This is a genomic window from Streptococcus sp. 339 (assembly GCF_013277285.1).
In the GTDB taxonomy this organism is placed as follows: domain Bacteria; phylum Bacillota; class Bacilli; order Lactobacillales; family Streptococcaceae; genus Streptococcus; species Streptococcus pseudopneumoniae.
The window spans coordinates 65,215-76,587 of sequence record NZ_VMMR01000023.1; the positions used below are offsets into that span (position 1 = coordinate 65,215).

Genomic DNA, 11,373 nt, shown 5'->3' on the forward strand with positions numbered 1-11,373 from the left:
TTTGATTTTCATTGAGTAAGAAAAATCAGTCCCCTAAAGGAGTAGATTATGAAGTTATTGTCTATCGCCATTCCTAGCTATAATGCTGCAGCCTATCTTCATTACTGTGTGGAGTCGCTAGTGATTGGTGGTGAGCAAGTTGAGATTTTGATTATCAATGATGGGTCTCAGGACCAGACTCAGGAAATCGCTGAGCGTTTAGCCGACAAGTATCCTAACATCGTTAGAGCCATTTATCAGGAAAATAAGGGCCATGGCGGTGCGGTCAATCGTGGCTTGGTAGAGGCTTCTGGGCGCTATTTTAAAGTAGTTGACAGTGATGACTGGGTGGATCCTCGTGCCTACTTGAAAACTCTTGAAACCTTGCAGGAACTTGAGAGTAAGGGTCAAGAGGTTGACGCCTTTGTGACTAATTTTGTTTACGAAAAGGAAGGTCAGTCTCGTAAGAAGAGTATGAGCTACGAGTCAGTCTTGCCTGTTCGGCAGATTTTTGGCTGGGACCAGGTCGGAAATTTCTCCAAAGGCCAGTATATCATGATGCACTCGCTGATTTATCGGACAGATTTGTTGCGTGCTAGCCAGTTCCAACTGCCTGAGCATACTTTTTATGTCGATAATCTCTTTGTCTTTACCCCTCTTCAGCAGGTCAAGACCATGTACTATCTGCCTGTCGATTTCTATCGTTATTTGATTGGGCGTGAGGACCAGTCTGTCAATGAGCAAGTGATGATTAAGCGCATTGACCAGCAACTTAAAGTCAATCGACTCTTGGTAGACCAGCTTGATTTATCCCAAGTGAGCCACCCCAAAATGCGAGAATATCTGCTGAATCATATCGAGATTACGACGGTGATTTCCAGTGCCCTGCTCAATCGAGCAGGTACAGCAGAGCATTTGGCAAAAAAACGGGAGCTGTGGACCTATATTCAGCAGGAAAATCCAGAGGTTTTTCAGGCTATCCGTAAGACCATGCTTAGCCGTTTGACCAAACATTCAGTCTTGCCAGCTCGCAAACTGTCCAATGTCGTCTATCAAATCACCAAATCTGTTTATGGATTTAATTGATATAAGTATTTTATAAGAGGGATTTAAGAAAAATTTTAACTTTTTCTTAGTCCTTTTTAATTTTAGGATATTATACTAGAGTCATCAAATAAAGAAAAACTCTAAGGAGAACCCTATGAAATTCAATCCAAATCAAAGATATACTCGTTGGTCTATTCGCCGTCTCAGTGTCGGTGTTGCCTCAGTTGTTGTGGCTAGTGGCTTCTTTGTCCTAGTTGGTCAGCCAAGTTCTGTACGTGCCGATGGGGTCAATCCGACCCCTGCTCAAGTTGTACCTGAAGAGACATCGGGAACGAAAGAGGGTGACTTAGCAGAAACTCAGGGAGATACTGTTCTTGCTCAAGCGAAACCTGAGGTCGTTGCTGGAAATACGAACTCACTTTCTACACCTACAGAAGTAACTGAAGTGAGCGAGGAGACAAGCCCTTCTCGTCTGGATACACTTTTTGAAAAAGGTGAAGAAGCTCAAGAAAATTCAGAGCTAGCAGATGTCTTAAAAGAAGCTGTAGATACAGCTGATGTGGATGGGAAACAAGCAAGTCCAGAAGATATTAAAAAAGCTGTCGATGAGGATGTTAAAGACAGTATCGATGTCCCAGCGGGCTATCTAGAACAAGCCAAAGCTTCCGGTCCTTTCTTGGCTGGTGTAAACAAACCGCTTAAATATGAACTTTTCGCAGGAGATGGTATGTTGACTCGTCTCTTGCTCAAAGCATCTGACAAGGCTCCATGGTCAGATAATGGTAAGGATAAAAATGAAAAAATTCCACCAGTGAAAAATTTACCTGATGGCAAGTATTACTATCAAGTATCTTTGAATGGTAACACTACAGGTAAGCAAGATCAGGATTTATTAGATACACTTCGTACTAATGGTACAAATACCTATGAAGCTACCCTGACTGTCTATGAAGCAGCCGGTGATAAACCAAATTTGAATAAGGTTGTCAAGGAACGTAAAGTCAATATTACCTTGAACGGTCTTGTAACAAGAAGCGATGTCAAATCTGCAGTTAAAAACAACATCAAAGACAGTATCGATGTTCCAGCAGCCTACCTAGAAAAAGCCAAGGGTGACGGTCCATTCACAGCTGGTGTTAACCATGTGATTCCATACGAACTCTTCGCAGGTGATGGCATGTTGACTCGTCTCTTGCTTAAGGCATCTGACAAGGCTCCATGGTCAGATAACGGCGACGCTAAAAACCCAGCCCTATCTCCACTAGGCGAAAACGTGAAGACCAAAGGTCAATACTTCTATCAAGTAGCCTTGGACGGAAACGTGGCTGGCAAAGAAAAACAAGAACTCATCGACCAGTTCCGAGCAAACGGCACTAAAACCTACAGCGCTACAGTCAATGTCTATGGTAACAAAGATGGTAAAGCAGATTTGACAAATGTCGTAGCAACTAAACAAGTTACTATTAACATAAACGGTTTAATTTCTAAAGAAACAGTTCAAAAAGCCGTTGCAGACAACGTTAAAGACAGTATCGATGTTCCAGCAGCCTACCTAGAACAAGCCAAGGGTGACGGTCCATTCACAGCAGGTGTCAACCATGTGATTCCATACGAACTCTTCGCAGGTGATGGCATGTTGACTCGTCTCTTGCTTAAGGCATCTGACAAGGCTCCATGGTCAGATAATGGCGACGCTAAAAACCCAGCCCTATCTCCACTAGGCGAAAACGTGAAGACCAAAGGGCAATACTTCTATCAAGTAGCCTTGGACGGAAACGTGGCTGGCAAAGAAAAACAAGAACTCATTGACCAGTTTCGAGCAAACGGCACTAAAACCTACAGCGCTACAGTCAATGTCTATGGCAACAAAGATGGTAAAGTAGATTTGACAAATGTCGTAGCAGCTAAAAAAGTTACTATTAAGATAAATGTTAAAGAAACATCAGACACAGCAAATGCTTCATTCTCATCTTCTAACTCTGGTTCTGGCGTGACTCCGATGAATCACAATCCTGCTACAGGTGCGACTCATCAAACAGCTGCTGACCATAAGGACATGATGGCACCAGCCAAAGAGACTGATAAAGCAATGCCAGCAAATGACCAAATGGAAAAATCAGGTATGAAGACTGAGACTCCAGCTCCAAGTACTACAGATAGCATGCCTGCTGACACCATGACAAGCTCTACCAATACGATGGCAGGTGAAAATATGGCTGCTTCTGCTAACAAGATGTCTGATACGATGATGTCAGACAAGATGATGTCAGATGATAAAGCTATGCTACCAAATACTGGTGAAGCTCAAACATCAATGGCAAGTATTGGTTTCCTTGGGCTTGCGCTTGTAGGTTTACTCGGTGGTCTAGGTTTGAAAAACAAAAAAGAAGAAAACTAATCAGCTAAGGAAATAAATGATGGATAGTGGGCTGACTAAGGCTAGTTTACCAACTCAATCAGCAATCAGGACTTTCTTTCAATAGCAGATTAAAATCATCGTAAAACAATAAAAATAGTGTTATACTTAAAGCAGTATAGCACTGTTTTTATCAAAGGAGAGACAGATGGGAAAGACAATTTTACTCGTTGACGACGAGGTAGAAATCACCGATATTCATCAGAGATACTTAATTCAGGCAGGTTATCAGGTCTTGGTAGCCCATGATGGACTGGAAGCGCTAGAGCTGTTCAAGAAAAAACCGATTGATTTGATTATCACAGATGTCATGATGCCTCGGATGGATGGTTATGATTTAATCAGTGAGGTTCAATACTTATCACCAGAGCAACCTTTCCTATTTATTACTGCTAAGACCAGTGAACAGGACAAGATTTACGGCCTGAGCTTGGGAGCAGATGATTTTATTGCTAAGCCTTTTAGCCCACGTGAGCTGGTTTTGCGTGTCCATAATATTTTGCGCCGCCTTCATCGTGGGGGCGAAACAGAGCTGATTTCCCTTGGCAATCTAAAAATGAATCATAGTAGTCATGAAGTTCAAATAGGAGAAGAAATGCTGGATTTAACTGTTAAATCATTTGAATTGCTGTGGATTTTAGCTAGCAATCCAGAGAGAGTTTTCTCCAAGACAGACCTCTATGAAAAAGTCTGGCAAGAAGACTATGTGGATGACACCAATACCTTGAATGTGCATATCCATGCTCTTCGACAGGAGTTGGCAAAATATAGTAGTGACCAAACGCCCACTATTAAGACAGTTTGGGGGTTGGGATATAAGATAGAGAAACCGAGAGGACAAACATGAAACTAAAAAGTTATATTTTGGTTGGATATATTATTTCAACCCTCTTAACCATTTTGGTTGTTTTTTGGGCTGTTCAAAAAATGCTGATTGCGAAAGGCGAGATTTACTTTTTGCTTGGGATGACCATCGTTGCCAGCCTTGTCGGTGCTGGGATTAGTCTCTTTCTCCTATCGCCGGTCTTTACGTCGTTGGGCAAACTCAAGGAGCATGCCAGGCGGGTAGCGGACAAGGATTTTCCTTCAAATTTGGAGGTTCAAGGCCCTTTAGAATTTCAACAATTAGGCCAAGCTTTTAATGAAATGTCCCATGATTTGCAGGCAAGCTTTGATTCCTTGGAAGAAAGCGAACGAGAAAAGGGCTTGATGATTGCCCAGTTGTCGCATGATATCAAGACTCCTATCACTTCAATCCAAGCGACGGTAGAAGGGATTTTGGATGGGGTTATCAAGGAAGGAGAACAGGACCATTATCTAGCAACCATTGGACGCCAGACGGAAAGACTCAATAAACTGGTTGAGGAGTTGAATTTTTTGACCCTAAACACAGCTAGAAATCAGGTGGAAACGACCAGCAAAGACAGCATTTTTCTGGATCAGCTCTTGATTGAGTGCATGAGTGAATTTCAGTTTTTGATTGAGCAGGAGAGAAGAGATGTCCACTTGCAGGTAATCCCAGAGTCTGCCCGGACTGAAGGAGATTATGCTAAGCTTTCTCGTATCTTGGTGAATCTGCTCAATAACGCTTTTAAATACTCTGCTCCAGGAACCAAGCTGGAAGTGGTGGCTAAGCTGGAGAAGAACCAGCTTTCAATCAGTGTGACCGATGAGGGGCAGGGCATTGCCCCAGAGGATTTGGAGAATATTTTCAAACGCCTTTATCGTGTCGAAACTTCGCGTAACATGAAAACAGGTGGGCATGGTCTTGGTCTTGCGATTGCGCGTGAATTGGCTCATCAATTGGGTGGGGAAATCACAGTCAGCAGCCAGTACGGTCTAGGAAGTACCTTTACCCTCCTTCTCAATCTCTCTGGTAGTGAAAATAAAGCCTAAAACCCCTTTACAAATCCAGCTATTCATGGTAAAATAGATTTTGTGTGAAATATCAGCAGGAAAGCATGAAGCTCGTCAACAGGTGTCTTATGATAAGTAACCTTGGCTGTTTAGGCGAAGGGCATCTGCACGAATCAGGGCTTTCTAAGTGACTATTTCCACCGAAATATTATTTATATCAGGAGGACATTCACATGTCACGTTATACAGGACCATCTTGGAAACAATCTCGTCGCCTTGGCCTTTCACTTACAGGTACAGGTAAAGAATTGGCACGTCGTAACTACGTACCAGGACAACACGGACCAAACAACCGTTCTAAATTGTCAGAATACGGTTTGCAATTGGCTGAAAAACAAAAACTTCGTTTCACTTACGGTGTAGGTGAAAAACAATTCCGTAACTTGTTCGTACAAGCTACAAAAATCAAAGGCGGGATCCTAGGTTTCAACTTTATGCTTCTTTTGGAACGTCGTTTGGATAACGTTGTTTACCGTCTTGGTCTTGCGACTACTCGTCGTCAAGCTCGTCAGTTCGTAAACCACGGTCACATCCTTGTTGACGGGAAACGCGTTGATATCCCATCATACCGCGTAACTCCAGGTCAAGTGATCTCAGTTCGTGAAAAATCATTGAAAGTTCCAGCAATCCTTGAAGCAGTAGAAGCTACTCTTGGACGTCCAGCATTCGTATCATTCGACGCTGAAAAATTGGAAGGTTCATTGACTCGCTTGCCAGAACGCGACGAAATCAACCCAGAAATCAACGAAGCACTTGTCGTTGAATTCTACAACAAGATGTTGTAATATTTTATTAAATATGATAGGCTGTAAAGCCTTGAAACTAAGCACTTTAGGCCTCTATCCTAGAGTGCTTTTTTGATTTCTCTTAGTATCCAGCTATAATCGTTGAGACATAACTAGACCGATATAGTCCAAAGTGATATAATAGTCTAAAGGAGGTGCTACCATGAATGTTTTAGAAAAAAACACACAGGTAAATTTTAAGACTAACAGAGACTTGTTAGAGAAAGCTAAAGCTATTATCACAGCGCAAAATCTTGATATGACAGCCAGTTTTAACTTGTTTTTAGAACACATTGTAGAAAATAAAGCCTTGCCATTTGAAACTCAAGTAGATAAAGAAAGAGAAGAACTTCTATCAAGGTTGCGTGCTGAAATTGCTCGTAGCTTTGAGGATTTAGAACATGGAAGAACTTACAGTCTTGATGAAGTGAGGGCTAACCTTGGAATTTAACGAGAAGGCATATAGCATCATTATCTCCGAAACGGTACAAGAACAGCTAAGAGGTATTAAAGATTATATCTCAGCTAACTACTTTTCAGAACAGGCAGGAGCAAACACAGTTAAGAATGTTCTTTATGGTTTGGAGCGTCTTGAAGTCTTCCCAGAAGCAGGATTTGATGCTGACGAAAGAGTAGGAGGGATTATATACCCACCCCACAAAACTCGATGCATCATTTTAGGAGATTACCTAGCATTCTATCATATTTTAGAGGACAGAAAAGCTGTCTTTGTATCAGATATTATTCATAGCAAGCAGGACTACATCCGCTTGCTCAAGAAAAAATAGCGCCTATATATGAACTGCACCCCAAAAGTTAGATTTTTTCTGTCTAACTTTTGGGGTGCAGTTCAATTGGAATGTCCTTATTTTTATTATGGGATTGACAAATGAGGTTAAGGTTCAGATCTATGAACTTAGAAAGCAAGTACAAATCTTTAATCAGCTTTCAAAAAGATTTTGTGTAGATGTTTCGGGCTAAGGTATGTGACAAGATGAATTAATCGTTATGGAATAGAGAGTGTTAAAAATGGGAAGAATCGTTACTATTCCCCTGAATTAAAACAAGAAATAATCAATAAAAGCCTATATAATAACAAATGTATTAAAACTAAGAAAGACTTAGCTCAGTGTAATACAGAACCAAATCTTATAGATAAATTATTTGTCTAATTTTTTAGGAATTATATCTCTAAACAATATCATTTAACAATTAAATTGTTAGATCTAGCTTAAATTTCTGGTTTAATTCATTTATTGTATCACTATCATTATATTCCTTAAATATTCTCATAGCTTTAGAACATTCTTTTTTACCTAACTTTATTTGATTAGTTTTTATAAGATAAATACCTTTTAGGAAGAGTAAATAATTCTTTTCAAAATAATATCCTTGTCTGGTCAGTAAATTTTCTAAATCATCTATAAAAAATTGAGCGTTATTTAACAAATTATTTTTTAATAATAATTCTAAATTAAATAAATATAAAGGAATTACTCTATGTGTTCCCATATTTGTTTTTAAAAAATGTCGTGTTTTCTTGATTACCGCTCTATATAATAAGCTTATGGTTTTAGTGTTCATAAAAAACACCGAATTATAAAAAATTTTCAGTTCATACTCCATCCAAGTATCTACCGAAAGCAAATACTTTATTATCTCATTGCATTTAGATGTATTATAAGGAAGATTTACAAGGCGATTAATCTGTTGTTCAGCAATCAATTTTATGTGAAAATTGCATAAACTTCTTTCCTGCTTTTGTTTTAGCTCTATTTTCTTTATTAGTTCTTGTAACAAAATGATATCTGAAGAGTTTACAGCATGTTCTAATTCTTCAAAAAAGCATTCTTTTTTGGAATAATAGCAATGAACTAATTCTTCAAATTCCGAAAATGATATCCCCAGGCGATTTAACAATATGTAAAAATGATCAATAGATAATTTTGTAATCCCATTTTCGAAACGAGAAATAGTTGACTCACTAATCTTATCACAAGCCAAATCTTTAAGACGAAAATTTTTTGAAATACGGATATCCTTTAAAACTGCTCCAAAATTTTCCATAGTATTCCTCTTCCATTTCTGCAAAAAATAAAACCTGTTTTTTTATTTGTGATATGATTATACAAAAATAAAACAGAAAGGACAATATGATTATGAAAAAAATTTTATTGTCATCAGTTGCTTTACTGAGCCTAGTGGCAACACTACCAGTAAATAGTCCAGTTTCTGCTCAAGAATCTATCTCTCCCAAGTCTTATAGTCACTCTAATGGCAGTTGGATTCAATCGAATAGCCGTTGGTGGTATAAACACTCTGACGGTTCTTACACTAAAAACGGGTGGGAAAAGATCAATGAAACCTGGTACTATTTTGATAGTGAAGGTTGGATGAAAACAGGTTGGTTTAATGAATATGGAAATTGGTATTATCTAGATACTAGTGGTGCTATGAAAACAGGATGGTGTTTGATTTCTGGTAGTTGGTACTATTTAAATACTAGCGGTGTCATGCAAACTGGCCTACAGACTATCGAAGGAAAACAATATTATTTGGCTGCCAGCGGTGCTATGCAGACAGGTTGGCACAATATTGGAGATGATACTTATTTCTTTGCTAGTAGTGGAGCAAGACAAACGATTAATCGCCGTGCTTTAGTTCTTGGTGAAACATCAACGAGAGCAGTACCTATCGAAGACGTTAATGCTATGGAAAAGGTTTTTGGTAACCAAAACTTTAGTAAAGTTGTTCGTTTCCCAGATAAAACTAAGTCCGAGATTATTGCAAAAACGCAAGAGCTTTTCAAATCTTCTATCGAAAGCGATGTGAACTATCTTTACCTTACTTGTCATGGAGGAAGAGACGGAAGAATCTATCTTGGTAGCGATGGTCAGACATTTTCAGGCTGGGAATTGGCATCTATACTGAAACAATATAAAGGTAAGTTTGTGGTTATGCTGGATTGTTGCTATTCAGGAACAATTATAGATGTAGGTAAGTCAGACAAAAAGGTTGCCTCCAAGTCTGAAGAAAAATTTGATGAACAAGCATTTTTGGCAGGATTTTCAACAGGAGATGTAGCAAGCAAGAATGGTGAAATGCTTGATTCTAAATTCCTCGTACTATGTGCCTCTTGGAAAGGCGAAGAATCGTATAGTGTAGTCGGAGTAGGTAGTCTTGCCACCAGATACTGGGCAATGGGTACAGGTTGGGATTCACTTCAAAATAGAATGATTTCGCCTATGGCAGACACCAATACTAACGGAAAAATTACTTTAGAGGAACTGTATCAATACTCTTATCCTCTAGTCCTTGAAGCTGCATCACAAATTCACGAAGAGCAACATGTATCAGTTTATCCTAAAAACAGTCAATTTGTTTTATTCCAAAAATAAGGAGTTAAGAAAATGAAAGTATCAAAAAAAATCACACTATTTGGTTTATCTCTAGCAGGTCTAGCTTTATTAGCTTTCCCTCATTCAGGTCAAGCCTTTGAGTTGGAAGAAGAATGGGTTATTAAGGGTGGGGTTAAGTATCAAGATGGCAAAATTCTTCGATTTAACAATGGCCATGAAGTGGATATCAAAGTCTTGGATTTGCCAAAAACTGAGAAAATCGAGTGGACGGTTAGTCTCAATGGTCAAGATCAGACTATCAATTTCCTAGGTCAAGAAAAGGACAAATCTATGGTCGGTACAGAGGGGCGTTACCTGAATTTCTATGTACCTTATGGCTATAGAGGAGATATCAAGGTAGAAGCCAAGAGCGGAAATGAAGTAAAGACCTGGTCCACTAAAGTAGTAGATGATGTATATAATGATGGCGGAAAGAGTGGTTACTTCCGTATTGACGAATCAAATGATCAACACACCTACCTTGATGCAAAATGGGACTATCAAACTAAGACCTACACTGCTACCTTACCAGAGACTCTCAATGGTCAAAAAGTGTTTGCTTGGGAAGACGACTATGTAGAATTGAAACTTCAAAAACCAGGAGTTATCAGTCATTCCTACAGAGGGGGAGGAGCCTTCAAAATACTTTATCCGATTCTAAAAGCAGAAAGCTGGCTAAAAAAGAATTACAGTGAAAAGTGGTACTATCAAAAACAAGGTCAATTAGTTAAAAATGCTTGGGTTAAGGACAAGGGAACTTGGTACTTTATGAATGATAAAGGAGTCATGTTCAATCAAACTTGGCTCTATCAGGGTGGCAACTGGTATGCCTTTAAATCATCAGGAGCTATGATTGCTAGCAATTGGCTATATGATAATAACTCTTGGTATTACCTAAAGGACTCAGGTTCTATGGCGACAGGTTGGATCAAAGATAGTGGATCTTGGTATTATCTAAACAACTCAGGTTCTATGGTAACAGGATGGGTAAAAGATAGTGGATCTTGGTACTACCTTGCTTCAACTGGTAAGATGCTTCACAACACCTATACACCTGATGGTTACTATGTAGATGCCAGTGGCGCTTGGAAATAAATTTTAAACAGAGAAAATCTACTGAGAAGGTAGGTTTTCTTTTTTAGTCAGTGAATAATATATAGTAGATTGAAACTAGAATAGTACATCTGGACTTCTAAAACATTACTAGAAATTGATTTGATTGTCCTGATTGATTTGTCCTATTTTTATTTCATTTTACTATAGAATAAAGTAGATCAGAAATTTAGCAGGGTTATTCTCTTTTACTAACAATCTGCTTACAAAAATTAAACAAGAGTATTTTAAAAATTAGACCCATTGTGAACTTTAGTAGTAAACAAAAATCTGGGAAAAAAGTTTTATAGTCATTTAGTTTTTAAAAAGCGTTCCAAACATTCAAAAATAGTTGGGACTTCCCTTAATAAATCTGTTACTTTCTTTTTCAAGATAGCCCAAGCTTGCTCAATAGGATTCAAATCTGGTGAATAAGGCGGTAGAGGTAAGAAAAAGTGTTTATCTTGGATGCAGAGTTCATCCAAAATGTTCTTGGGATCAAAACTAGCATTGTCCATGATAATAACATGAGGTGTCTTCAAAGCAGGCAGGAGTTGCGTTTTGAACCACTCCACAAAGAAATCGCTTGTCCTGCTGTTCTTGTAAATCATGGGAGCTATAAACTCTCCGTCTACTTGTCCTGCAACAATTGAAGTTCGCTCAAAACGACGTCCGCTAATCTTTTCATAGACTTTCTCCCCTCTAGGAGCCCCTGCATAAGGACGATAGAGGTAGCGGT

General features: G+C 39.0%; 10 protein-coding genes and 2 pseudogenes. 10 read left to right on the forward strand and 2 right to left on the reverse strand.

Annotation, left to right across the window (positions count from 1 at the left end):
- Nucleotides 1-48: 48 nt before the first annotated feature.
- The 8 genes and pseudogenes from HT736_RS03040 to HT736_RS11635 form a co-directional block, all read left to right on the forward strand.
- Nucleotides 49-1,065 (forward strand): glycosyltransferase family 2 protein, encoded by a 1,017-nt coding sequence (locus tag HT736_RS03040; protein WP_000771879.1) that lies wholly within the window; start codon nt 49-51, stop codon nt 1,063-1,065.
- 115 nt (nt 1,066-1,180) lie between these two features.
- Entirely contained in the window at nt 1,181-3,424 is a 2,244-nt protein-coding gene (locus tag HT736_RS03045; protein ID WP_023932936.1) for a PavB family fibronectin-binding SSURE repeat adhesin, read from the forward strand.
- A 166-nt stretch (nt 3,425-3,590) separates the two neighbouring features.
- The gene (locus HT736_RS03050; RefSeq protein ID WP_000520643.1) at nt 3,591-4,289 is read left to right on the forward strand and encodes a response regulator transcription factor; all 699 of its coding nucleotides are present in this window, start codon (nt 3,591-3,593) and stop codon (nt 4,287-4,289) included.
- Nucleotides 4,286-5,338: a HAMP domain-containing sensor histidine kinase gene (locus tag HT736_RS03055; RefSeq protein ID WP_000769775.1), complete on the forward strand. Its 1,053-nt coding sequence runs from the start codon at nt 4,286-4,288 to the stop codon at nt 5,336-5,338. The genes HT736_RS03050 and HT736_RS03055 overlap by 4 nt, the downstream gene beginning before the upstream one ends.
- A 194-nt stretch (nt 5,339-5,532) precedes the next feature.
- Nucleotides 5,533-6,144, forward strand: coding sequence for a 30S ribosomal protein S4 (rpsD, locus tag HT736_RS03060; RefSeq protein ID WP_000092760.1), 612 nt, complete (start codon nt 5,533-5,535; stop codon nt 6,142-6,144).
- A gap of 163 nt (nt 6,145-6,307) precedes the next feature.
- Nucleotides 6,308-6,595: a type II toxin-antitoxin system RelB/DinJ family antitoxin gene (locus HT736_RS03065; protein ID WP_001101480.1), complete on the forward strand. Its 288-nt coding sequence runs from the start codon at nt 6,308-6,310 to the stop codon at nt 6,593-6,595.
- Nucleotides 6,585-6,932 carry a type II toxin-antitoxin system RelE/ParE family toxin gene (locus HT736_RS03070; protein WP_050261340.1) on the forward strand — a complete coding sequence of 116 codons (348 nt, stop codon included), beginning with the start codon at nt 6,585-6,587 and terminating at the stop codon, nt 6,930-6,932. Before HT736_RS03065 ends, HT736_RS03070 begins: the two co-directional genes overlap by 11 nt.
- Before the next feature lie 88 nt (nt 6,933-7,020).
- Nucleotides 7,021-7,232, forward strand: a pseudogene (locus tag HT736_RS11635) (IS3 family transposase); the annotation flags it as partial.
- Between the two features lie 124 nt (nt 7,233-7,356).
- Here the strand turns inward: HT736_RS11635 and HT736_RS03075 are convergent.
- Nucleotides 7,357-8,211 carry an Rgg/GadR/MutR family transcriptional regulator gene (locus HT736_RS03075; protein WP_054393211.1) on the reverse strand — a complete coding sequence of 285 codons (855 nt, stop codon included), beginning with the start codon at nt 8,209-8,211 and terminating at the stop codon, nt 7,357-7,359.
- Between the two features lie 92 nt (nt 8,212-8,303).
- On the opposite strand from HT736_RS03075, the gene HT736_RS03080 reads away from it, so the two are divergent.
- Nucleotides 8,304-9,542 carry a caspase family protein gene (locus tag HT736_RS03080; protein ID WP_000722389.1) on the forward strand — a complete coding sequence of 413 codons (1,239 nt, stop codon included), beginning with the start codon at nt 8,304-8,306 and terminating at the stop codon, nt 9,540-9,542.
- Nucleotides 9,543-9,554: 12 nt separating this feature from the next.
- Nucleotides 9,555-10,637, forward strand: coding sequence for an N-acetylmuramoyl-L-alanine amidase family protein (locus tag HT736_RS03085; protein WP_000868697.1), 1,083 nt, complete (start codon nt 9,555-9,557; stop codon nt 10,635-10,637).
- 308 nt (nt 10,638-10,945) lie between these two features.
- Here the strand turns inward: HT736_RS03085 and HT736_RS03090 are convergent.
- Nucleotides 10,946-11,373: pseudogene (locus tag HT736_RS03090) on the reverse strand (IS630 family transposase); the annotation flags it as partial.